Source organism: Streptomyces sp. YJ-C3, from assembly GCF_053891275.1.
In genome coordinates this window covers 5,817,931-5,839,805 of record NZ_CM132685.1, presented here as the reverse complement: position 1 = coordinate 5,839,805, position 21,875 = coordinate 5,817,931, and the positions used below count along the sequence as shown (strand labels likewise).

At 72.1% G+C, this 21,875-nt stretch carries 24 protein-coding genes; 16 read left to right on the top strand and 8 right to left on the bottom strand.

Going from position 1 to position 21,875, the window contains the following annotated elements:
• Positions 1–30: 30 nt before the first annotated feature.
• Positions 31–738 (bottom strand): TVP38/TMEM64 family protein, encoded by a 708-nt coding sequence (locus ACVHNB_RS26075; protein ID WP_428956123.1) that lies wholly within the window; start codon positions 736–738, stop codon positions 31–33.
• Between the two features lie 108 nt (positions 739–846).
• On the opposite strand from ACVHNB_RS26075, the gene ACVHNB_RS26070 reads away from it, so the two are divergent.
• From ACVHNB_RS26070 to ACVHNB_RS26055, 4 genes are all read left to right on the top strand, one after another.
• On the top strand, positions 847–1,554 hold the full coding sequence (locus ACVHNB_RS26070) for a DNA alkylation repair protein (RefSeq protein WP_428956124.1): 708 nt from the start codon (positions 847–849) through the stop codon (positions 1,552–1,554).
• A gap of 311 nt (positions 1,555–1,865) precedes the next feature.
• Positions 1,866–3,047: an elongation factor Tu gene (gene tuf / locus ACVHNB_RS26065; protein ID WP_428956125.1), complete on the top strand. Its 1,182-nt coding sequence runs from the start codon at positions 1,866–1,868 to the stop codon at positions 3,045–3,047.
• 96 nt (positions 3,048–3,143) lie between these two features.
• Entirely contained in the window at positions 3,144–4,004 is an 861-nt protein-coding gene (locus ACVHNB_RS26060; protein ID WP_456226042.1) for a patatin-like phospholipase family protein, read from the top strand.
• 31 nt (positions 4,005–4,035) lie between these two features.
• Positions 4,036–4,902 carry a spermidine synthase gene (locus ACVHNB_RS26055; RefSeq protein ID WP_428956127.1) on the top strand — a complete coding sequence of 289 codons (867 nt, stop codon included), beginning with the start codon at positions 4,036–4,038 and terminating at the stop codon, positions 4,900–4,902.
• On the opposite strand, the gene ACVHNB_RS26050 is transcribed toward ACVHNB_RS26055, so the two are convergent.
• The 3 genes from ACVHNB_RS26050 to ACVHNB_RS26040 all read right to left on the bottom strand — a co-directional run bounded on the left by ACVHNB_RS26050 (position 4,889) and on the right by ACVHNB_RS26040 (position 8,097).
• Positions 4,889–5,548: a DUF2238 domain-containing protein gene (locus tag ACVHNB_RS26050; RefSeq protein ID WP_428956128.1), complete on the bottom strand. Its 660-nt coding sequence runs from the start codon at positions 5,546–5,548 to the stop codon at positions 4,889–4,891. The genes ACVHNB_RS26055 and ACVHNB_RS26050 overlap by 14 nt on opposite strands.
• Before the next feature lie 65 nt (positions 5,549–5,613).
• A complete protein-coding gene (locus tag ACVHNB_RS26045; RefSeq protein WP_456226041.1) occupies positions 5,614–6,942 on the bottom strand; it encodes an MFS transporter in 1,329 nt (442 codons plus the stop codon).
• A 93-nt stretch (positions 6,943–7,035) separates the two neighbouring features.
• Positions 7,036–8,097 (bottom strand): hypothetical protein, encoded by a 1,062-nt coding sequence (locus tag ACVHNB_RS26040; RefSeq protein ID WP_428956130.1) that lies wholly within the window; start codon positions 8,095–8,097, stop codon positions 7,036–7,038.
• A gap of 120 nt (positions 8,098–8,217) precedes the next feature.
• Here ACVHNB_RS26040 and ACVHNB_RS26035 point away from each other — a divergent pair, with 120 nt between their 5' ends.
• From ACVHNB_RS26035 to ACVHNB_RS26025, 3 genes are all read left to right on the top strand, one after another.
• The gene (locus ACVHNB_RS26035; RefSeq protein ID WP_428956131.1) at positions 8,218–8,670 is read left to right on the top strand and encodes a DUF4442 domain-containing protein; all 453 of its coding nucleotides are present in this window, start codon (positions 8,218–8,220) and stop codon (positions 8,668–8,670) included.
• 118 nt (positions 8,671–8,788) lie between these two features.
• Positions 8,789–8,986 (top strand): antitoxin, encoded by a 198-nt coding sequence (locus ACVHNB_RS26030; protein WP_428956265.1) that lies wholly within the window; start codon positions 8,789–8,791, stop codon positions 8,984–8,986.
• 208 nt (positions 8,987–9,194) lie between these two features.
• Complete coding sequence (locus tag ACVHNB_RS26025; protein ID WP_456226040.1) at positions 9,195–9,842, top strand: DedA family protein; 648 nt, start codon at positions 9,195–9,197, stop codon at positions 9,840–9,842.
• Between the two features lie 29 nt (positions 9,843–9,871).
• Here the strand turns inward: ACVHNB_RS26025 and ACVHNB_RS26020 are convergent, their stop codons facing one another.
• Complete coding sequence (locus ACVHNB_RS26020; RefSeq protein WP_428956267.1) at positions 9,872–10,408, bottom strand: gamma carbonic anhydrase family protein; 537 nt, start codon at positions 10,406–10,408, stop codon at positions 9,872–9,874.
• A 123-nt stretch (positions 10,409–10,531) separates the two neighbouring features.
• On the opposite strand from ACVHNB_RS26020, the gene ACVHNB_RS26015 reads away from it, so the two are divergent.
• Positions 10,532–11,269, top strand: coding sequence for an acyltransferase (locus tag ACVHNB_RS26015; protein WP_456228951.1), 738 nt, complete (start codon positions 10,532–10,534; stop codon positions 11,267–11,269).
• Here ACVHNB_RS26015 and ACVHNB_RS26010 read toward each other — a convergent pair.
• Positions 11,266–12,165, bottom strand: a complete 900-nt coding sequence (locus ACVHNB_RS26010; protein WP_456228950.1) for a LysR family transcriptional regulator ArgP — start codon at positions 12,163–12,165, stop codon at positions 11,266–11,268. The genes ACVHNB_RS26015 and ACVHNB_RS26010 overlap by 4 nt on opposite strands.
• A 69-nt stretch (positions 12,166–12,234) precedes the next feature.
• Between ACVHNB_RS26010 and ACVHNB_RS26005 the strand changes: the two genes are divergently transcribed.
• Together ACVHNB_RS26005 and ACVHNB_RS26000 are read left to right on the top strand one after the other, a co-directional pair.
• Positions 12,235–12,849, top strand: a complete 615-nt coding sequence (locus ACVHNB_RS26005) for a LysE/ArgO family amino acid transporter (protein WP_428956268.1) — start codon at positions 12,235–12,237, stop codon at positions 12,847–12,849.
• Between the two features lie 82 nt (positions 12,850–12,931).
• Positions 12,932–14,239: an MFS transporter gene (locus tag ACVHNB_RS26000; protein WP_456226039.1), complete on the top strand. Its 1,308-nt coding sequence runs from the start codon at positions 12,932–12,934 to the stop codon at positions 14,237–14,239.
• Positions 14,240–14,253: 14 nt separating this feature from the next.
• Here ACVHNB_RS26000 and ACVHNB_RS25995 read toward each other — a convergent pair whose 3' ends face one another.
• Positions 14,254–15,120 carry an EamA family transporter gene (locus ACVHNB_RS25995; RefSeq protein ID WP_428956270.1) on the bottom strand — a complete coding sequence of 289 codons (867 nt, stop codon included), beginning with the start codon at positions 15,118–15,120 and terminating at the stop codon, positions 14,254–14,256.
• Between the two features lie 93 nt (positions 15,121–15,213).
• Between ACVHNB_RS25995 and ACVHNB_RS25990 the strand changes: the two genes are divergently transcribed.
• Genes ACVHNB_RS25990 through ACVHNB_RS25980 form a run of 3 tightly spaced genes read left to right on the top strand, consistent with a single transcriptional unit; the run spans position 15,214 to position 17,305 of the window.
• Positions 15,214–15,786 (top strand): helix-turn-helix domain-containing protein, encoded by a 573-nt coding sequence (locus ACVHNB_RS25990; protein ID WP_428956271.1) that lies wholly within the window; start codon positions 15,214–15,216, stop codon positions 15,784–15,786.
• A gap of 43 nt (positions 15,787–15,829) precedes the next feature.
• Positions 15,830–16,396 carry a YbaK/EbsC family protein gene (locus ACVHNB_RS25985; protein ID WP_456226038.1) on the top strand — a complete coding sequence of 189 codons (567 nt, stop codon included), beginning with the start codon at positions 15,830–15,832 and terminating at the stop codon, positions 16,394–16,396.
• A gap of 45 nt (positions 16,397–16,441) precedes the next feature.
• Positions 16,442–17,305 carry a hypothetical protein gene (locus ACVHNB_RS25980; protein WP_456226037.1) on the top strand — a complete coding sequence of 288 codons (864 nt, stop codon included), beginning with the start codon at positions 16,442–16,444 and terminating at the stop codon, positions 17,303–17,305.
• A gap of 30 nt (positions 17,306–17,335) precedes the next feature.
• On the opposite strand, the gene ACVHNB_RS25975 is transcribed toward ACVHNB_RS25980, so the two are convergent.
• Positions 17,336–18,325, bottom strand: a complete 990-nt coding sequence (locus ACVHNB_RS25975; protein WP_456226036.1) for a LacI family DNA-binding transcriptional regulator — start codon at positions 18,323–18,325, stop codon at positions 17,336–17,338.
• Between the two features lie 255 nt (positions 18,326–18,580).
• On the opposite strand from ACVHNB_RS25975, the gene ACVHNB_RS25970 reads away from it, so the two are divergent.
• From ACVHNB_RS25970 to ACVHNB_RS25960, 3 genes are all read left to right on the top strand, one after another.
• Positions 18,581–19,507, top strand: a complete 927-nt coding sequence (locus tag ACVHNB_RS25970; RefSeq protein ID WP_428956275.1) for a carbohydrate ABC transporter permease — start codon at positions 18,581–18,583, stop codon at positions 19,505–19,507.
• Between the two features lie 5 nt (positions 19,508–19,512).
• A complete protein-coding gene (locus ACVHNB_RS25965) occupies positions 19,513–20,442 on the top strand; it encodes a carbohydrate ABC transporter permease (protein ID WP_456226035.1) in 930 nt (309 codons plus the stop codon).
• Between the two features lie 77 nt (positions 20,443–20,519).
• Positions 20,520–21,857 carry an ABC transporter substrate-binding protein gene (locus ACVHNB_RS25960; protein ID WP_456226034.1) on the top strand — a complete coding sequence of 446 codons (1,338 nt, stop codon included), beginning with the start codon at positions 20,520–20,522 and terminating at the stop codon, positions 21,855–21,857.
• The last annotated feature ends 18 nt before the right edge of the window (positions 21,858–21,875 follow it).

The following is a 21,875-nucleotide window of genomic DNA, read 5'->3' as shown; positions in this document are numbered from 1 at the left end:
TGGGGTGCGGGTGGTGGTCCGGCTGCGTCCTTACGCGTTGCCGCGCAGCTTGTGGCGCTTGAGCCAGGCCACCACCGCGCCCGCCAGGCCCGTGACCGTGATGAAGCCCATCGCGATCAGGAACGCCGGGGACGTGGGCGTCGAGGCGCGGGCGCCCGCCACCACGTACGCCGCCGTGTTCGGGATCGAGCCCAGGGCCGTGGCGAGCAGGAACGCACTCCAGCTCATCCGGGAGATCGACGCGCAGTAGTTGGCCGCCCAGAACGGGACGCCGGGGAACAGCCGGGCCGCGAGCATCGAGCGGAAGCCGTGCCGGCTCAGCTGGCCGTCCGCCGCCTTCAGCCAGCGGCCGCGCAGCAGCGGGCGCAGCGCGTCCTGGCCGAGCACCCGGCCGAGCCCGAAGGCGATGCCCGCGCCGAGCACGGTCCCGCCGAGCGCCCCGACCAGGCCCAGCTGCGAGCCGAAGAGGGCGCCCGCCGCCAGGTTCAGGAGCGGACGCGGGACGAACGCGACCGTGCACACCCCGTAGGCCACCGCGAACAGCACCACCGCTGCCGCGCCGCCCACCTCGGGCGGCCATCCGTCCGCCAGGATCCGCTGCGGCTCGAAGAGCAGCACGCACGTCGCCCCCGCGGCCAGCAGCACCAGCAGGAGCGACAGCCTCGACCAGGGCGAGAGCAGAGCCCTGGTGCAGCGCGCGGCGAGGCCGGCGGGACGAGCGGGGACGGGTTCGAACATCCGGGGAGACTAACCGACGGATACATAAGATCGCCGTAGGTTGTGTCTCACTTTTCCAGTAGTTCTCCTCACTTTTCCCCGCACAGCAATGTCCCGAGGGAGGGCCACGTGCCCGTCACCACGCCGCCGCCCAGCACTCTCGCCGACACCGTCCTCGACCGGCTTCCCGTCGTCTACGGAGCGGCGGCCGACCCGGAGCGGGCCGCGCAGATGCGCGCGTACATGAAGGACGTCGCCCCTTTCCTCGGGCTCACCTCGCCCGTGCGCAGGGAACTGTCCAAGGCCGTGCTGGAGGGGACACCACGGCCCGACGAGGCCGACCTCACCGCCGTCGCACTGCGCTGCTGGGCACTGCCCGAGCGCGAGTACGCGTACTTCGCCGTCGACTGGCTGCGCCGCCATGTACGCCGCCTGTCGTCCGGCTTCCTCCCCGTCGCCAGGCAGCTGGTCACGACCGTGCCGTGGTGGGACACCGTCGACGCCCTCGCCGCGCACGTCGTGGGCGGGCTCGTCGCCGCCGACGCGAAGCTCACCGCCGACATGGACGCGTGGATCGAGGACCCCGACCTGTGGGTGGCCAGGACCGCGCTCCTGCACCAGCTCCGGTACAAGGAGTCCACGGACGCGGACCGCTTGTTCGCGTACTGCCTCCGGCAGGCGGGCCACCCCGACTTCTTCATCCGCAAAGCCATCGGCTGGAGCCTGCGCGAGTACGCGAAGACCGACGCCGACGCCGTACGGTCCTTCGTCGCCGCGCACCGAGGCGAGCTCGCGCCGCTCTCGGTGCGGGAGGCCCTCAAGAACGTAGGACCGTGACCGGCTGAGCAACTGCCGCGCGGGGCACGGAAAACCATTCGACGGGCGGCGTCCCGTCGGCGATGATCTGCACATGTTCCGGCACGCCTACCTCGCAGCTCCGTCCGCAGTCGCGGACGCTGCTCAGGCTGCCGTCTTCCTCGCAGCAGCCGTCGACGGCGCGCGAAGCTGACCCTCTCCGGACATTCCGGCGGACCCCGCAGGGGGAGGGTCGGTACGGATCAGGGGTCCCCGCCTCCCGCAGGAGGCCATTGCCTGTCCGAGTGACGCAGACGCGGTGACTCGGATGTTCCCGAAGGGACCACCCAGCCATGCCCAAGACGGCATACGTGCGCACCAAGCCGCACCTGAACATCGGCACCATGGGCCATGTCGACCACGGCAAGACGACCCTGACCGCCGCCATCACCAAGGTGCTCGCCGCGCGCGGCGCGAGCAGCTTCGTGCCGTTCGACCGGATCGACAAGGCGCCCGAGGAGGCGCAGCGCGGCATCACCATCAACATCGCGCACGTCGAGTACGAGACCGACACCCGCCACTACGCGCACGTGGACATGCCCGGTCACGCCGACTACGTCAAGAACATGGTCACCGGAGCGGCCCAGCTCGACGGGGCGATCCTCGTCGTGTCCGCGCTCGACGGGATCATGCCGCAGACCGCCGAACACGTACTGCTCGCGCGGCAGGTGGGCGTCGACCACATCGTCGTGGCGATCAACAAGGCGGACGCCGGTGACGAGGAGCTCACCGACCTCGTCGAGCTGGAGGTGCGCGAGCTGCTGACCGCGCACGGCTACGGCGGCGACTCCGTCCCCGTCGTCCGGGTCTCCGGGCTCAAGGCCCTCGAGGGGGACCCGCGGTGGGAGGCGGCGATCGAGGCGCTGCTCGACGCGGTGGACACGTACGTCCCGATGCCCGAGCGGTACGTGGACGCGCCGTTCCTGCTGTCGGTCGAGAACGTCATGACCATCAGCGGGCGCGGCACCGTCGTCACCGGGGCCGTCGAGCGCGGCCGGATCCGCGTCGGCGACCGGGTCCGCGTCCACGGCGCCGACGCGCTCAAGGAAGGGGAGACCGTCGTCACCGGCCTGGAGACCTTCGGCAAGCCGATGGACGAGGCGCAGGCCGGGGACAACGTGGCGCTGCTGCTGCGCGGGGTGCCACGCGACGCGGTGCGACGCGGCCACATCGTCGCGGAGCCCGGCAGCGTGCGGCCCGCCCGGCGCTTCACCGCCCAGGTGTACGTGCTGTCGGCGGCGGAGGGCGGCCGCAGCACCCCCGTCGCCACCGGTTACCGGCCGCAGTTCTATCTGCGGACCGCGGACGTGGTCGGGGACGTCGACCTCGGTGACACGGCCGTCGCCCGGCCCGGCGACACCGTCACCATGACGGTCGAGCTCGGCCGCGACGTGCCGCTGGAGCCCGGGCTCGGCTTCGCGATCCGCGAGGGCGGGCGCACCGTCGGCGCGGGCACGGTGACGGACGTCGTGTGAGACCGGTGCGCGGCCGGGACCGATGGGTCCCGGCCGCACACCTCCGTACGTCACACTGACCGGGACACGACGAATTCGACGGTGCACCCGAAGGTCATGACGGAGGTCGCGGTGGCGGGCACGGCACTCGTACTCGGTGGCGGCGGGCTCGCCGGCATCGGCTGGATCTCCGGGATCCTGCACGGACTCGCACGGGCCGGCGTCGACCTGAGCGACGCCGACACCGTGATCGGCACGTCCGCGGGCGCGATCGTCGGCGCGCAGCTCACCTCCGGAAAACTGACCACGGCAGCCCTGTACGAACGTCAATTGGCCCCACCTACAGGGGAGTTGACCGGCTCGTTCGGCGTGAGTGCGACCTTCCGCTACGCGCGCGCCGCGCTGTCCTCGCGCACCGTCGAGGCCTACGGGCGCAAGCTCGGGCGCATGGCCCTGGCCGCCCGGACCCCCGACGAGGCGACCCGGCGCTCCGTGATCGCGGGCCGCCTCCTGTCGCACGACTGGCCGCCCCGCCGCCTCCTCGTCACCGCGGTCCAGGCGAGCACCGGTGAGTTCCGCGTCTTCGACGGGAGCTGCGGCGTCGGCCTCGTCGACGCCGTCGCGGCGAGCTGCGCCGTGCCCGGCGTCTGGCCCCCGGTCACCATCGAGGCCGCACGCTGGATCGACGGCGGGACGCGTTCCCCCGCCAACGCCCAGCTGGCCGAGGGCCACGAACGGGTCGTCGTCATCGCGCCCATAGCGGCCGGCGGGGGCGTCCTGCACGCGGCCCGCACTCAGGCCGCCGGGCTCGCCGCGGCCGGCGCCCACGTCACCCTCGTCACCCCGGACCGCGCCGCCCGCCGCGCCTTCGGCACCAACAGCCTCGACCCGGCGTGCCGCGCACCGGCCGCCCGCGCGGGCCTCGCGCAGGCCGCCGCGCACGCCGAGGAGGCGCGGCGCACCTGGGGGAGCGGCTGACGCGGCACGGACCCCCGGCGGCCCCGGCACAATGGGGCACGTGAACGCACCCGACCCCGAGCCGATCCCCGTCACCCGTGCCGTCGACCACGGCACCGCGAAACTGCTGCCCGACGTGGACCGCGACCGGGCCTGGCTGCTCACCGTCGACGGAGCGCCGCAGTCCTACGTCGACCTCGACGAACCGGCGCACCTGGAGTTCGAGTACGCGCGCCGCCTCGGGCACGTCCTCGACTGCGCGGCGCCGGACGGGCGGCCGCTCGACGTGCTGCACCTCGGCGGCGGCGCGCTCACCCTGCCCCGGTACGTCGCCGCGACCCGGCCCGGGTCCCGGCAGCACGTCGTGGAGGCGGACCGGGCGCTGCTCGCCCTGGTCGCCGAGCACCTTCCGCTGCCGCCCGGCGCGGACATCGCCGTGCACGGCGCCGACGCCCGGCAGTGGCTGGAGACGGTGCCGGACGGCTCCGTGGACGTGCTCGTGGCCGATGTGTTCGGCGGCTCGCGGGTGCCCGCGCATCTGACGACGCAGGCGTACGCGCAGGAGGCGGCCCGGGTGCTGCGGCCGGGCGGCAGCTACGCGGCGAACCTCGCGGACGGGGCGCCGTTCACGTTCCTGCGCTCCCAACTGGCCACGTTCTCGGCCGCGTTCGCGCAGGTCGCCCTGATCGCGGAGCCGTCGGTGCTGCGCGGCCGGCGGTTCGGCAACGCCGTGCTCGTCGCCTCGGACACCGAGCCGGACGTGGCGGAGCTGGCCCGGCGCACCGCCCGGGACGCGTTCCCGGCGCGGGTCGAGCACGGGGACGGGCTGCGCCGCTTCGTCGGCGACGCCCGGCCCGTCGCCGACGCGGACGCGGTGCCCTCCCCGGAGCCGCCGGGCGGCTCGTTCAGCGTCGGCTGAGCTGCCGGTCGTGGGCGCGACGGAGCAGCAGCAGCGAGACACTCGCCCCGATCAGCGCGCAGAACATGTCCCACTGGGTGTCCCAGACATCGCCCTGGGTCGCGAGGAAGTCATCGGCCGCGTGTCCGCCGATCACCGCGGCGGCCCACTCGAACAGCTCGAAGACCGCGCTGAAGGCGAGGCACGCGCACACGGTCAGGGGCGCCAGCCAGCGGCTGCCGCGCAGCGGTGACGTCCGGCTGAGCAGCTCCCGCACCAGGACGGCCGGGACGAAGCCCTGCATCAGATGCCCGAACCGGTCGTAGGGATTGCGGTCGAGCCCGAACCAGTCCCGTACCCAGTCGCCCGGCGGGACCTGCGCGTACGTGTAGTGGCCGCCCAGCATGAGCACGAACGCGTGGGCCGCGAGCAGGCAGTACAGCACAGGCGTGAGGGGGAAACGCCGCCGGGTCAGCACGAGCAGCGGCAGCCCGACCATGACCCAGACCGTCTCCAGGAACCAGGTCGTCGTGTCGTGCGCGTGCCATGCGGAGAGCGCGAGGCCCGCCACGACGGCCACGAGGAGCACGGCCGGCAGGGACACGCGGGGCGTGCGCCGCCCGGACACCGGGGGACGCGCGGGCAGGGCGAGGACGGGCTCGGGCACGGCAGGGCTCCTTGGTCGGGTCCCGCCATCATGGGCGGGCCCCGGTGGTGCCCGTATGGGTACGGCTACTCAGCCGGGGTCCGCCCGAGTACGGGAGTCTCCGCCACGGGACTCGGCGCGGGTACCTGCTCCGGCGACGCCATGACCTCGACCGTCTCCCTGCGGCGCAGATTGCGGACGTCCGGCACGAACAGGACCGCCGACGTGGCCAGTACGACCAGGGCCGCGCAGCCCCACAGCGACGGGGTCCGGCCGAACGCCGACTCCGCGGGACCGGCGAGCGCCGTCGCCAGGGGCACCATCGCCACGGACCCGAACCAGTCGTAGGCCGAGACGCGGGAGAGCTTCTCCTCGGGGATCTCCTGGTGCAGCGCGGTGATCCAGGAGACGCCGAAGATCTCGATCGTGACGCCGCTGACGAACATCACGGCGACCAGGACACCGATCGGCACCGGGACCGCCAGCGCGGCCGACGGCAGGGCCAGCGAGAACACCGACAGCGTCGCGGCGAACAGCAGCCGCCGCGGTTTCCACCGCATCATGAGCAGACCGCCGAGGATCGTGCCGACGCCGAACGCGCCGAGCGCCAGGCCCCAGGGCCCGGCCCCGCCCAGCTCGTCGCGCGCCACCAGCGGCCCGAACACCGACTCGGCGGCGCCCACCACGGCGACGACCACCGAGAACTGGGCGACGATCGTCCACAGCCAGGGCCGGCCGATGAACTCCCGCCAGCCGTCGCGCATGTCGGCGAGCAGTCCGCTGCCCGGCACGCGCGGCGCGATGTGGCTCACGTCGAGGAACATGCGCAGCGCGCCGGCCGCCGCGAACGCCGCCGCGTCGACCGCGAGCACCCAGCCGGGCCCGATGGCCGCGACCATCGCGCCGCCGAGCGCGGCCCCGCCCACCGCGGCGCCGGACATGCCCATCCGGAACATCGCGAACGCGCGGCTCGCCTGCTCGCCGGTGACCGAGGCCATCAGCATGCCCTCGGCCGCCGGGTTGAAGAAGGCCTGACCGGTGCCGCCGAGCGCGCTGAGCGCCATCATCTGCCACAGCTTCGGCTCGCCCTGCAGGACGAGCAGCGCGAAGGCGCCCTGCGAGAGGAAGTTGAGGGCGTTGGCCGCGACCATCACATGATGGCGCGGCAGCCGGTCTGCGACCGCGCCGCCGACCAGCAGGAAGATCACCAGGAACAGCGTGCGGGCCGCGGCCACCAGCCCCACGTCGCCGCCGTCACCGCCCGCGTCGAGCACGGCGAACGCGGACGCGATGAGCGCGCCGTGCGCGCCCAGCGTCGTGATGAACGCCGCGACGGCCAGCAGGGTGTAGTTGCGTCCGGCCCAGGCGGGACGACGGCGCGGGCGGGACGGCGGGGAGGCGGCGGCTGAGGTCACTGAGGGACTATCCGCCGCCGCACGCCCGTTTGCCAAACCGTTTCCTCGGTCACCGGCCGGAGCGGCACGGGCCGACCGGTCGGGACCGGCCGGTCAGGACGCGGTCGGGTCCTTGTAGAAGCGGACCGAGTCGAGGATCTTGTCGATCGTCGCGTCGTCCAGTTCGCCCTTGACGCCCTTCGCGCCCCACAGGTCCCAGGACACGTAGTCCCCGACCTCGTTCTGGAAGGCGAAGACGACCGCCTTGCCCTCGCTGTCGCACTTGCCCTTCTGCGGCGTGTTCTCCGACGTCGCCTTGATCAGGCTGCCCGAGACGCCCTGGGCGTTGGTGAACTCCTTGGGCTTGCCGACCTTCACCGACTTGATGTCCGGCTCGGTGTACCCGCCGTAGATCCACCACGGCACGCGGTTCTCGGCGGCCTGCGCCGCGGTCTTGGCACCGTCCTCGCCACGGGTGCCGACACCGGCGAGTGAGGTGTCCTCCTTGTTGCCGTCCTTGTCGGAGTCGTCGGAGCACCACTTGGACTTGTACTCGGCAGGAGCGGACACAGTCGTCATGCTGTGCTCCTTCTTGCCCTTCTTGTCCTTGTAGTCGTACTCGAACCCGATGATCTGGTCGGATCCGCCCGGGCTGACCTCCCAGTCCGGCGGCACGTCGAACACCGTCTTGTGCTTGGCGTTCACCACCGGCTGCCAGCCCGCGACGACCGGCTTGACGGCGCTGTCGCCGCCGCGCGGATTGGCACCCGCCGACGCGGACGGGCTCGGCTTCTCGCTCGCGGACTGCGAGGCGGCGGGCTTCTTGTCCCCGCCCTTCGCGTCGTCGTCCTTGTCACCGCCGAGCACCAGAACTCCGGTCACCCCGGCCGCGACGACGACGGCCGCCGCCGCGACGATCGCGACGATCTTCGTGCGCTTGTCCCCGCCGCCCTTGTTCGGCGGCTGCGGCGGGCCCATCGGCGTCGTCGGCGCGTTCCACCCCGGCTGCTGCTGATAGGGGTTGGGCTGCTGGTACCCCTGCTGCTGATAGGGGTTCGGCTGCTGATAACCCGGCTGCTGGTACGGGTTCGGCGTCGGTGGGTTGCTGGGGTAGTTGGGGTTGTTCGGGTCCTGCGGGTTCTGCTCGCCCCCGGGCGGCTGCTGTCCTGGCCACATGGCCGTAAACGATAGAGGGTCGTGGGGCCTGCGGGATCCCTGCCCTGTACCGGACGTGCAACGGTTCCGCTGCGCACACGAGGATGGCCAAGCTTGCTACTCATGGGTAACATTCGCGCCATGAGCGCAGACCAGATGTCGATCGGCGAGATGCTCGCCGCCACGGTGCCGATGGCCCGCACCCTGAACCTCGAGTTCCTCGAGACCACGCCCGAGAAGGCGGTCGTGGCGCTGCCGGACCAGGCGGACTACCACAACCACGTCGGCGGACCGCACGCCGGCGCGATGTTCACCCTTGGTGAGTCCGCGAGCGGCGCCATCGTCCTCGCCGCCTTCGGGGACCAGCTCTCGCGGGCCGTGCCGCTGGCCGTCAACGCCGAGATCGCGTACAAGAAGCTGGCCATGGGCCGGGTCACCGCCACGGCGACGCTCGGCCGCCCGGCCGCCGACGTGGTCGCCGAGCTGGACGCCGGCGAGCGCCCCGAGTTCCCGGTGGCCATCGCGATCCGGCGCGAGGACGGCGCGGTGACCGGCGAGATGACCGTCGTCTGGACCCTGCGCCCCAACAGCTGACGCGCCTGCCCGGCCGGGTCCCGGCCTCCTCACGTACCGCCCTACGAGTTTCTGCGGATGCAGCAACTCCGACGGGCGCCCATGCTGGAGGCAACGGCTCGAACTGAGGAGGCCGACCATGTCCGTGATGGACAAGCTCAAGCAGATGCTCAAAGGCCACGAGGACAAGGCCGGTCAGGGCATCGACAAGGCCGGCGACTTCGTCGACGACAAGACCCAGGGCAAGTACAGCGGCCAGGTCGACACGGCCCAGCAGAAACTGAAGGATCAGCTCGGCGGTGGTGACCGGGGGCAGGAGCCTCCGCCCCAGCAGTGACCATCCGCCCGCCCCGCGGGCAGCCGATTGAGCCTCATGGAAGCCCCGCCGCACCCGCGGCGGGGCTTTTCCGTCATTCACCGCGCTCGCCGATGCACCGCGCGGGGCTCGGTCGCGTCATAGGGAGCAGGTAGGCTGCGCGGCGTGCGCGGCCAGTGGGGGAGCGCACGCGCGGCACAGGGACGACACGGGTACGGAGGCGACGGCGTTGCACATCCAGGAATGGCTCGACACGATTCCGGCGGTCGCCATCTACGCCCTGGTGGCCGGGGTCATCGGTCTCGAGAGCCTGGGCATTCCGCTGCCCGGGGAGATCGTGCTCGTCTCGGCCGCGCTGCTGTCCTCCCAGCACGGGGACGTCAACCCGGTCGTGCTCGGGGTCTGCGCCACCGCCGGCGCCGTCATCGGCGACTCCATCGGGTACGCGATCGGACGCAAGGGCGGCCGCCCGCTCCTCGCCAAGCTGGGACGCAAGTTCCCCAAGCACTTCGGGCCCGCCCACATCGCCACGGCCGAGCGGTCCTTCGAGAAGTGGGGCATGTGGGCCGTCTTCATCGGCCGTTTCATCGCGCTGCTGCGCATCTTCGCGGGCCCGCTCGCCGGTGTGCTGCACATGCCGTACTGGAAGTTCCTGACGGCGAACCTGCTGGGCGGCATCGTGTGGGCCGGCGGGACGACCGCCGTCATCTACTACCTGGGTGTCGTCGCCGAGGACTGGCTGAAGCGGTTCTCGTACGTGGGCCTCGGCGTGGCCGTGCTGTTCGGGCTCGCGTCGATGCTGATCGTGAAGCGGCGGGCGGCGAAGGTCGCGGCCGAGCACGCCGCCGAGCCGGAGCCGGCGGTGGCCGGCGACTGACGCCGCCGGACACCCCGCGAGCGCGGCTCCTACTCGTGGGCCGCGCGGTGGGTCCTCGCCAGTTCCACGTACACCGTGCCGTTGAGGGTGACGCCCTCGCGCTCCTCGGCGGTCAGTTCCCGCCTGACCTTGGCGGGGACGCCCGCCACCAGCGAGCCCGGCGGGACCACCATGCCCTGCGGGACCAGCGCCTGGGCGGCGACCAGGGAACCCGCGCCGATCACCGCGCCGTTGAGGACCGTGGCGCCCATGCCGATCAGGCAGTCGTCCTCCACGGTGCAGCCGTGCAGCACCGCGTTGTGGCCGACCGAGACCCGCTCGCCGACCGTCACCGGGAAGCCGGGGTCGACGTGCACGGTGCAGTTGTCCTGGATGTTGCTGTCGGCGCCGAGCACGATCGGCTCGAACTCCGCGCGCAGCACGGCCCCGTACCAGACGCTCGCGCCCGCGTGCAGCGTCACGTCACCGATCACCACGGACCTCGGCGCCGTGAACGCCTCCGCGTCCACCTTGGGGTCCTTGCCGCCGATACCGGTGACGAGTGCCTCGTGGCCAGTGCTTCCCATGGGGTGCCGCTCCCTACGTCTCGTGCGTGCGTCGCGCCTGAGCGAACCGTACCTGTGGGGTGAAGATCACAGGCCGTCGAGGTGGGGGCGGACGGTACGGGTGAGTAACGTGGCGCCGTGCCGATGAAGTGGAACGTGTTCTCGCCGGACGGACGGTCCGCCAGGGGCGGCCTCGCCCATCGCGTCGTGCAGGCGGGCTGGCGCTGGGTGCAGCGCACGGGCGCCGTCACCGCCGAGCAGCCGGGCGGGCACCGGTTCGGCGCGATCGGCCACGGTACGAAGCTCGCGTTCCCGCAGGGGACCGTGTTCGGGGAGCCGTGGATCCGGCTCGGCGCCCACTGCATCATCGGCGAACAGGTCACCCTGACCGCCGGGATGATGCCGGACCTCGATCTGGGACCCGAGCCCATCCTGACCTTCGGCGACGGCGTCGTCATCGGGCGCGGCAGCCATGTCATCGCCGACACGACCGTGACCGTCGGGAGCGACGTGTACATGGGGCCGTACGTCTACATCACGTCCACGAACCACTCCTACGACGATCCGCACGAGCCCATCGGCCGGCAGTGGCCCCGGATGGAGCCGGTCGAGATCGGGCCCGGCTGCTGGATCGGCACCGGCGCCGTGATCCTGCCGGGGGCCAGGATCGGACGGAACGTCGTCGTCGCGGCCGGGGCCGTGGTGCGCGGCGAGGTGCCGGACCACGCGGTGGTGGCCGGGGCGCCGGCCCGGATCGTGCGGACCTGGGACCCGGAGGCGGGCTGGCAGCCACCGCTGCGCACCCCCGCCCCGCAGCCCATCCCGACCGACGTCACCCCCGAACAACTGCTGGCGCTCGCCGAGTTGGACGAGACGAGCTAGGAGCGCAGCGCCTCGGCCGCGGCCGAGGCCACCGCCGCCGCGACCGCGGCCAGCGCGGGGGAGTCCAGCTTCCACTGCTGCCAGTACAGCGGGACGTCGACGGGGCGGTCCGGGGCGACGGGCACGAGGCGGCCCTCGCGCAGCAGCGGGCCCGCCTGCACCTCGGGCACCATGCCCCAGCCGAGGCCGAGCGCGACGGACTCGACGAACCCCTCCGACGTCGGAACGGCGTGCCGCACCGCGCTCGCCGCGCCCCGGCCGCCGAGCAGGCCGCGCACGAACGCGTCCTGGTGACCGTCGCTGCGGTCGAACGTGATCACCGGGGCGTGCGGGAGCGTGTCCCGCAGCGGCCCGTCGAGATGCCGGGCCACGAAGTCCGGGTGGGCCGCGGCGATGTAGCGCAGCCGCCCCAGGGCGCGTACGGAACAGCCCGCCACCGGCTCGGGCGACGACGTCACCGCCGCCATCACCAGCCCTTCCCTGAGCAGCGTCGCCGTGCGGGACTCGTCCTCGCGGTGCAGCTCGAAGCGGACCCCCGGGGTCCGCGGCACCCGGGTGAGCGCGCCGAGGAACCAGGTCGCCAGCGAGTCCGCGTTCACCGCGACCGACACCCGGGTCGGTCCCTCGTCGGCGCTCAGGCCCAACTCGGCGTACGCGTCCCGCTCCAGCCGGGCCAGCTGACGGGCGAACCGGACGACGACCTCGCCCGACTCCGTCGGCCGCACCGGTTTGGTGCGCACCAGCAGGACCCGGCCCGTGCGCTGCTCCAGGGCCTTCACCCGCTGGCTGACCGCCGACGGCGTCAGATGCAGCGCGGCGGCGGCCGCGTCGAACGTCCCCTCGTCCACCACCGTGAGCAGGGTCCTGACCTGGTCGAGCGGGAGTTCCGGAATCATCACGAGCGCTAATGCTACGTAAAAATCCTTAGCTGTACGCGCTGTGATCCACTCCGTAGCGTCGAGGACATGACTGCTTCACTCGCCGCCGCTGCCGCGGGATTCGGTACCGGCCTCTCGCTCATCGTCGCCATCGGAGCCCAGAACGCGTTCGTCCTGCGCCAGGGGGTCCGCCGCGACGCGGTCCTCGCCGTGGTCGGGATCTGCGCCCTGTCCGATGCCGTACTGATCGCGCTGGGCGTCGGCGGCGTCGGGGCCGTGGTGGTCGCGTGGCCGGGGGCGCTCACGGCGATCGGCTGGATCGGCGGCGCGTTCCTGATCGGCTACGGCGTCCTCGCCGCCCGCCGGGTCGTCCGCCCGGCCGGCTCGCTGCGCGCGGAGGGCGAGGCGGCGGGTTCGCGCCGGCGCGCGGTGCTGACCTGCCTCGCGATGACCTGGCTCAATCCGCACGTCTACCTCGACACCGTGTTCCTGCTGGGCTCCGTCGCCGCGGGCCACGGGTCGATGCGCTGGACCTTCGGGCTCGGCGCGGTGCTCGCCAGCCTGTGCTGGTTCGCCGCACTCGGGTTCGGCGCCCGGCTGCTGAGCCGCTTCCTCGGCAGGCCGGCCGCCTGGCGGGTGCTCGACGGTCTGGTCGCCGCCACGATGATCGCGATGGGGATCACGCTGCTCGCCGGAACCTGAGGAGTGCGCGTTCCGCGGCCCTGGGCGGTGCTGCGATAGTGGACCCTGCACTCGATAGATGTAGCGAGCAACCAGGAAGACCGTGGACACCAGCGAGAGCAGTACCGGCACCGACCCGCAGGACGCGGCCGCGGCAGAGGCGGCACGGCCGCAGCGGCGCGGTTGGAAGCGCTGGGCCATGGACACCCGCCCCCTGCGCATCCCCGCCTACCGCCGCCTGTGGTCGTCGACCATCGTCACGGCCGTGGGCAGTCAGCTCACCGCCGTCGCGGTGCCCAAGCAGATCTACGACATCACCGGGTCCTCGGCGTGGGTCGGCGCCGCGAGCATGGCGGGGCTGCTGCCGCTCGTCGTGTTCGCCCTGTGGGGCGGCGCGGTCGCCGACAGCATGGACCGCCGCAAGCTGCTCCTGATCACCAACTGCGGCATCGCCGTGACCTCGGTGCTGTTCTGGATCCAGGCCGTCGCCGGACTCGACTCGGTGGCCGCCCTGATGGTCCTGCTCGCGATGCAGCAGGCGTTCTGGGGCCTCAACGCCCCGGCGCGCAACGCCTCCATCGCCCGTCTCGTCCCCGCGGGCGAGCTGGCCGCAGCCAACGCGCTCGGCTCGACCGTCATGCAGACGGGCCAGGTCGTCGGCCCGCTCCTGGCCGGTGTCCTGATACCCGTCATCGGCCTGCCCGAGCTCTACCTCATCGACGCCCTCGCGCTCTGCGTCACGGTGTGGGCGGTCTACCGGCTGCCCTCGCTGCCGCCCCTCGACTCCGCGACGAAGCGGCGGGCGGGCGTGCGCGAGATCGCGGCCGGGTTCCGCTACATCTCGGCGCACAAGGTGCTGCTGCTCTCGTTCCTCGCCGACATCATCGCCATGGTCCTCGGCATGCCCCGCGCCCTGTTCCCGCAGCTCGCCGCCGAGACCTACGCGCCGTACGGCGAAGGGCTCGCCCTCGGGCTGCTGTTCGCGGCGATCCCCATCGGGGCGGTGGTCGGCGGACTGTTCTCCGGCACGTTCTCCCGGGCCCGCCGGCACGGCTGGATGGTGATCGGCGCGGTCGTCGCCTGGGGCGCGGCCATCACCGGGTTCGGGCTGAGCGGCAATCTGTGGCTCGCGGTGGTCTTCCTGGCCCTGGCCGGGATCGCCGACATGGTCTCCATGGTCTTCCGCGGCGCGATCCTGCTGTCCGCCGCCACCGACGAGATGCGCGGCCGCATGCAGGGCGTCTTCACGGTCGTCGTCGCGGGCGGCCCCCGTCTCGCCGACGTCCTGCACGGTTCGGCGGGCTCGGCGTTCGGCGCCCGCACGGCGGTCGCCGGCGGGGGAATCCTCGTCGTCGTCGCCATGGTGGGCCTGGCCCTCGCGGTACCGGCGCTGCGCCGCTACCGGATCTGACGCGGGCCGCCGGCTCAGCCCGTCGCCAGCAGGACGGTCCCGACCAGGGCGAGCCCCGCCCCCGCGGCCTGCACCCCGCGCAGTCTCTCGCTGAGGACTCCGCGCGCGGCCAGGGCCGTGACGACGGGGTACAAGGACGCCAGCACCGCCGCCACCGTCACCGGTCCGTGCTGGGCGGCCAGGGAGTACGTGCCGTTGGCGGCCACGTCCGCGAGGCCGACGAAGGCCAGGGCGGGCAGGGACCTGACGACCAGCTGGGCACCCCCCTCCCGCGGCAGCACCCGGCCCCCGCGCTTCGCGGAGACGAGCAGCGCCGCGCCGCCCGCCACCACATTCGTCACGCGCTGCACGAACAGTGCGAGGAACAGGCCGGTCAGCGTGGTCGACGCCTCCGCGATCAGGGACATCACCGCGCCGAAGCCGAACGCCGCCAGCAGCGTGAGCAGCACCGCCTGACGCTGCACCGGCGCGCCCTTCAGCTGAGGGCCCCCCGCGAGGACGACCCCCGCGACGGCGACCAGGATGCCCGCGAACTGCAGCAGCCCCGGCCGTTCGCCGAGGACGAGTCCGACGCCGACCGGCACGGCCACACCGAGCGAGCCGAGCGGCGAGACGACGCCCATCGGGCCGAGGGCGAGCGCCTTGTAGAAGGCGAGCATGGCGACGGGCCCGACCAGGCCCGCCCCCACGGCGAACCAGAGCTGCGGCCCGGCCTCGCTCCACGCGCCGGTCGCGGCCACGATCGCGCCGAGCACGGTCACGGCGAGGCACTGCGAGACCACCACGACGGTGAGTGCCGGGAGGCGTCGGGTCAGCAGCCCGCCGCCGAAGTCGGCCAGGCCCCACAGGAGGCTGGTGGCCAGGGCGAAGAGTGCTGTCATGCCGGACCTCGCAGTACAGTTTGGTGAACGTTCTGGTGCACCACACCGTAGTTCAGTGAATTAGACTATGTCATCCAAAATATTGGACGGAATGTGTCGGACCTCGACCTGCTGACCCAGTCGCTCGCCCGCAACGTCAAGCACTGGCGTGCCGAGCGCGGCTTCACCCTGGACGCGCTCGCCGGACGGGCCGGTGTCAGCCGCGGCATGCTCATCCAGATCGAGCAGGCCCGCACGAACCCGAGCATCGGCACGGTCGTGAAGATCGGTGACGCGCTCGGCGTCAGCATCACCACGCTGCTCGACTACGAGCAGGGGCCCAAGGTCCGGATCGTGCCCGCTGAGCAGGCCGTGCGCCTGTGGTCCACGGAGGCGGGCAGCTACCACCGGCTGCTGGCCGGGACCGAGGCGCCAGGGCCGCTGGAGATGTGGGACTGGCTGTTGCAGCCCGGGGACGGCAGCCCGTCCGACCCGCACCCGCAGGGCACCGTCGAACTGCTCCACGTCACCGAGGGGGAGCTGACCCTCGTCGTGGACGGCGTCCCGCATCTCGTGCCCGAGGGCGCGAGCGTCACGTTCGAGGCCGACGTGCCGCACGAGTACCGCAACGACGGTGCCGTCGCGGCCCGACTGGTCATGGCGGTGTCGGTGCCGTTCGAACGCTGAGACGCCCGGAACCCGTGCGCACGGCGGCTGTTAGCGTGCCGTCATGCGCGCACCCATCGGCACCTTCGACGTCGTCCGCCCGGCCCCGGAGGCCCTCGACCTGCTCACCCGCCCCGTCGCCGACGCCGTCCGGCACTGGAGCGGCACGGTCCCCGCGCAGGATCTGATCCACGTCGACACCGACCCCGAGTGGGCCGACACCGCCACCTTCGTCGAGCACTACGGGCCCGAGCTGCTCGCCAGTTCGGCGAACTGCGTGGTCGTCGCGGGCAAGCGTGGCGGCGAGACCACTCTCGCCGCGTGCCTGGTGCTCTCCGCCACCAAGGTCGACGTCAACGGCGCCGTGCGCCGCCAACTCGGCGCCCGCAAGGCCTCGTTCGCCTCGATGGACACCGCCACCGGCGAGACCGGCATGGAGTACGGCGGCATCACCCCGATCGGCCTGCCGGCCGACTGGCCGGTCCTGGTGGACGCGGCCGTCGTCGACCTCCCGCACGTCCTCATCGGCAGCGGCACCCGCCGCGGCAAGCTGATCGTCCCGGGCAAGGCGCTGGCCGAGCTGCCGGGGGCCGTGGTGCTGGACGGGCTCGGTGTCGGCGCCCAGGGGTGATCGGGGGCACGCCCGGCGGCGATCGGATCGGGCACCATGTACGGCATGGATCTTGAGGGGATAGGTGCGCTGGCCGCGGCCGGCGTGGCGCTGATCGGCATCCCGACCGCCGTCCTCGTCGGGCGCTGGCAGTTGAAGGCCGCACTGCGCACGGCCGAGGCGACCGCCGACGCGGGGATGGCGCAGGCGCAGGCCGCCTATCGTGCGGCGGTGGACGCCGTCCGCGCCGAGGCGAGGGCCGCTCAGGAACAGTGGCACCGGGGGACCCGACGCGAGGCCTACGCCTCGTTCCTCCTTGCCGCCCATCGCTTGCTGGAAGGGGGCCGGCGGTTCGCTGCGGACAGTGCGGAGGAGCTCTCTCCGGGCCGGGCCGCGGCGGAGAAGTCCGCCGCGGACGAGGCGCGTGCCGCGCTCCGGGCCGCCCAGACGATCATCGAGCTGGAAGGCCCCGACGAGGTGGCCGCACCCGCCGCGGGGATGGTCGACGCGGCTCAGGAGATGGCGCGGCACCTGTGGGACGAAGCCGTCTACGCCCGGGCCTGGGGCAAGCTCGTCCGGCTCGACGACGATCCGGCGCGGGCCGTCGGCGCGGCGGCGGAACAGCTCATCGAGGCACTGCTCGAACTGCGCGCCCTGCACCGGCGCCAGGGCGCGACGGGTGCCGAGGCGAGTGACACGGAGCCGGGCGCGGCGGAACGGAACCGGGCCCGCCGGTCCTGCGTGGCGGCCCGGGAAGCGTGCCCGGCCGGGGCGTTCGAGGACGAGGAGTTCGACGCGCTGCTTGCCGGTCACTCGCCGCTGCCGCCGACCTTCGGCCAGGGATATGTGACAGCGGCGGAGGGCTTCGCCGACGCGGAGGTCCGGTTCGTCCGCGCCGCCAAGGTGGAGCTGCACCGCCCCGCCGCCTGACGCGGCGCTGCCCGCGGGGTGCCGCGGGCCTCACCCCGTCGGCGCCCGCCCCGTACTGTCCCGCACCACCAACCGCGTCGGCACCAACGTCGTCCCCCGCTCCGCCTCGCTCTCCCGCACCTGGCGCAGCGCGCTCTGCACGCAGCGGCGGCCGACCTCGGCGAAGTCCTGGTGGACCGTGGTCAGCGGGGGCAGGAAGGAACCCGAGTCGGGGATGTCGTCGAAGCCGATGACCGAGACGTCCTCGGGGACCCTGCGGCCGCGCTCGTCGAGGGCGCGCAGCAGGCCGAGGGCCATCTGGTCGTTGGCCGCGAACACCGCGGTGCAGTCGGCCTGTTCGGCCAGGCGCAGGCCGGCGCGGTAGCCCGACTCGGCCGACCAGTCGCCGCGCACCAGGGGCGGGACCGCGCGGCCCGCGGCTTCAAGTGCCGTGCGCCAGGCGTCCGTTCGGCGCTGGGCCGCGTACGACTCGGAGGGGCCCGCCAGGTGCCAGACCGTCCGGTGGCCCAGGTCGAGGAGGTGGCGCACCGCGTCGCGCGTGCCGCCCGCCTGGTCCGTGTCCACCACCGCGTAGCGGTCGCCGGCGTCCGAGTCCGCGACCACGACCTTCACGTGCGGCGGCAGCGTGAGGCTCGCCGAGTCGAGCAGATGGACCTCCATGATGACGATGACGGCGTCCACCGCCAGTTCGCCGAGCCGGGAGAACGCGCCGCGCACCTCGTCCTGCGTGGGCACCGCGACCGGCAGGAGCGTGACCGCGTAGCCCTCCTGCGCGGCCGAGGTCGCGATGGCCTCCAGGGTGCGCATGTTGCCCGTCGTGGAGAGCGTGAACGTGATCACGCCGATGGTGCGGAAGTCGCCCCGCTTCAGCGCCCGCGCCGCGCTGTTGGGGCGGTAACCGAGCTCCTTCATCGCGCCGAGGACGCGCTCGCGCGTCTCCTCGTTGACGCCGGGAAAGCCGTTCGAGACGCGGGAGACCGTCTGGGACGAGACGCCCGCGACCCGGGCGACGTCGGCCATCGACGCGTTCTGTGTGCGGCGCCGGGCATCGGCCCTCACGTGCGCCGGGGCGCTGTCCGTTGCTCCCACCGTTGGCCTCACCCGTCGAGTCGTTCGTTCACGGGGCGACCCTTGACCGCCCTCTGCGGGGCAGTGTAGACATGCCGCCACCGAATGTTTACGTAAACATAACAGCCGTCGGCCGCTTGCGTGCCGTGATGTTTACGCAAACATCCGGGGACCATCCGCGAGGCACGTACGAGCGAGGGACGCGAGATGACGACGCTTCAACCGCCGGCCGCCGCAAGGCCACGACCGGCCGGGCCACCGGTGCGCACGGCGCGCCGCTCGTGGACGGGATGGGGGTTCATCGGCCCCTTCGCGCTCGTCTTCGCCCTGGTCTTCCTGGCGCCGCTCGCGTACTCGGTCTACCTGAGCCTCTTCCGGACCCAGCTCATCGGCGGCACCACCTTCGTGGGCCTGGACAACTACCAACAGGCCCTGCAGGACAGCCAGTTCTGGGAGGGGGTCTCCCGCGTCGGCCTGTTCCTGGTGATCCAGGTTCCGGTCATGCTGGGCATCGCCCTGCTCGTCGCCCTCGCGATCGACAGCGGACGCCTCTACGGCAAGGACTTCTTCCGGATCACCGTCTTCCTCCCGTACGCCGTCCCCGCCGTCGTCGCCACCCTCATGTGGGGCTTCATGTACGGCACCCGCTACGGCCTGGTCGGTGACCTGAACGACGCGTTCGGCGCGAAGCTGCCCGACCCGCTCTCCGCCGACCTGGTCCTCGCCTCCATCGGCAACATCGTGACCTGGGAGTTCGTCGGCTACAACATGCTGATCTTCTTCGCCGCGCTGCGCGTCGTACCGCACTCGCTGTACGAGGCGGCCGAGATCGACGGCGCCGGACAGTGGCGCGTCATCACGGCCATCAAGCTCCCGGCGATCCGCGGCGCCCTCGTCATCGCCACGATCTTCTCGATCATCGGCAGCTTCCAGCTCTTCAACGAGCCCGCGATCCTCCAGAAGCTCGCGCCGAACGCGATCACCACGGACTACACGCCGAACTTCTACACGTACTCGCTGTCCTTCGCGGGCCAGCAGCAGAACTACTCCGCGACCGTCGCCATCGTCATGGGCGTCATCACGATGATCGTCGCCTACGTCGTCCAGCTGCGCGGCATGCGCAAGGGAGCGTGAGCGCGATGACCACCACCACCCCCGCGCGGTCGACGGCACCGCTCAAGGCCGCCGCCCCGCGTCTGCGCACCGTGCGGCGTCACATACCCGGGCGCCCCCGGCGCAGCGTCCCGCTGACCGTGCTCACCGGCGTCGTGCTCGTCTACAGTCTGCTGCCGCTGGTCTGGCTCCTGATCAGCGCCACCAAGTCCCAACAGGGGCTGGCCCGTTCGTTCGGCCTCTGGTTCGACGGGGACTTCGACCTCTGGCACAACATCACCGAGACCTTCACCTACCAGGACGGCGTCTTCGCCCGCTGGCTCCTCAACACCCTGCTGTACGTCGTCGTGGGCGCGGGCGGGGCCACCTTCCTCGCGGTCCTCGGCGGCTACGCGCTGGCCAAGTTCGCCTTCCCCGGCAAGCGCGCCGTGTTCGCCGTCGTCATCGGAGCGGTCGCGGTGCCGGGCACGGCGCTCGCCGTCCCCACGTTCCTGATGTTCAGCAAGATGGGGCTCACCGACACCCCGTGGGCCGTCATCGTCCCGTCGCTGATCTCGCCGTTCGGCCTGTACCTGATGTGGGTGTTCGCCACCGAGGCGATCCCCGCCGAGCTGATGGAGGCCGCCCGCATCGACGGCGCGAGCGAGCTGCGCACCTTCTTCCAGGTCGCCCTGCCGCTGCTCGCGCCCGGCACCGTCACCGTCCTGCTCTTCACCACGGTCGCGACCTGGAACAACTACTTCCTGCCGCTCATCATGCTGAAGGACCCCGACTGGTACCCGCTCACGCTCGGCCTCGACTCCTGGAACAAACAGGCGCAGACGGCCGGCGGCGAGGCCATCCCCCATCTGGTGCTCACCGGCTCGCTGCTCACCATCGTGCCGCTGATCGCCGCCTTCCTGCTGCTCCAGAAGTACTGGCAGTCCGGGCTCTCCGCCGGAAGCGTCAAGGAGTAGGCGCAGCACCGCAGTTCACCCCCCTCTTTCTCTTTCGGGAACCCTCTGTAGGACCACGACGAAGTGGAAGCATGCCCATGCCCCAGCACTCCCGCCGCCTCCTGCGCGGCATAGGTCTCGTCTGCGCCCTCGCCCTCGGGGCCACCGCCTGCGGCGGCTCCGACGACGACTCCGGTGACAAGCAGATCGGCGCGGCCGACATCCGGTCGGCACTGAAGAAGGGCGGCACCGTCACGGTGTGGGCGTGGGAGCCCACCTTGAAGCAGGTCGTCGCCGACTTCGAGAAGAAGTTCCCGAAGGTCGACATCAAGCTGGTCAACGCGGGCACCAACAACGACCAGTACAAGGCCCTTTCGAACGCGATCTCGGCGAAGAAGGGCGTCCCGGACGTCGCGCAGATCGAGTACTACGCGCTCGGCCAGTACGCCCTGACGAAGCAGATCACCGACCTCAAGCCCTACGGCGCCGAGAAGCTGGCGGACTCGTACTCGCCGGGGCCGTGGAACTCGGTGAAGTCCGGCGACGGCGTCTACGGCCTGCCCATGGACTCCGGCCCGATGGCGCTCTTCTACAACAAGAAGGTCTTCGACAAGTACAAGATCGCCGTCCCGACGACCTGGGACGAGTACGTCGAGGCCGCCCGCAAGCTCCACAAGGCCGACCCGAAGGCGTACATCACCAGCGACGTCGGCGACGCGGGCATGACCACCAGCCTGCTGTGGCAGGCCGGTTCGCACCCGTACAAGGTCGACGGCACCAAGGTCGGCATCGACTTCACCGACGCGGGCGCGAAGAAGTACACCGACACCTGGCAGAAGCTGATCGACGAGAAGCTCGTCTCGCCGGTCGTCGGCTGGAGCGACGACTGGTACAAGGGCCTCGGCGACGGCACCATCGCCACGCTGCCCATCGGCGCCTGGATGCCCGCCAACTTCGCCTCCGGAGTGAAGGACGCGGCGGGCGACTGGCGCGTGGCCCCGCTGCCGCAGTGGGAGCAGGGCGCGACCGCCAGCTCCGAGAACGGCGGCAGCTCGCTCGCCCTGCCCGAGCTCGGCAAGAACAAGGAGCTCGCCTACGCGTTCGTCGAGTACGCCAACTCCGGCGCGGGCGTGCAGACCCGCATCAAGAACGGCGCGTTCCCGGCCACGACGAAGGACCTCGACTCGCAGGAGTTCCAGGACACCGCGTTCCCGTACTTCGGCGGCCAGAAGGCCAACAAGATCTTCGCCGAGTCCGCGAAGAACGTACCCGCCGACTGGAAGTACCTGCCCTACCAGGTCTACGCCAACTCGATCTTCAACGACACCGTCGGCAAGGCGTACGTCTCCTCGACCAAGCTGACCGCCGGTCTCACGGCGTGGCAGGACGCCTCCGTCAAGTACGGCAACGAACAGGGCTTCACGGTCGAGAAGTAGCCCTCCCTCCGTCCCGCT